Source organism: Pantoea sp. GbtcB22 (assembly GCF_019091025.1).
Classification (GTDB): Bacteria; Pseudomonadota; Gammaproteobacteria; order Enterobacterales; family Enterobacteriaceae; genus Pantoea; species Pantoea leporis.
In genome coordinates, this window is the sequence record NZ_JAGXKB010000643.1 from 1 (window position 1) to 244 (window position 244).

Sequence of the window (244 nt, forward strand, 5' to 3'; positions counted from 1 at the left end):
TCGCGTGGGTTCGCCGACCGGATGGGCATAGCCCGGCAGTTGCTGCGGGTGATCCGCCATCACGCGGTGCAGCGCCCGTCGCCACTGAACCAGCGGGAAATGTGCTAACGAAGGACCGCCGGGCCGCAGCGCCATCTCCTGACTCAATGTGGGATGGCTGGATCGCACCTGAGCGATGCGCGGTGACAAGGCAATTTCGCTGCAGGCGGGCGGCTGAGTTTCCTGCGGTAGCTGCGCCATATTG

General features: G+C 65.2%; 1 pseudogene. It reads right to left on the reverse strand.

From position 1 onward, the window contains the following. Nucleotides 1–244: pseudogene (locus KVT28_RS26255) on the reverse strand (PLP-dependent aminotransferase family protein); the annotation flags it as partial.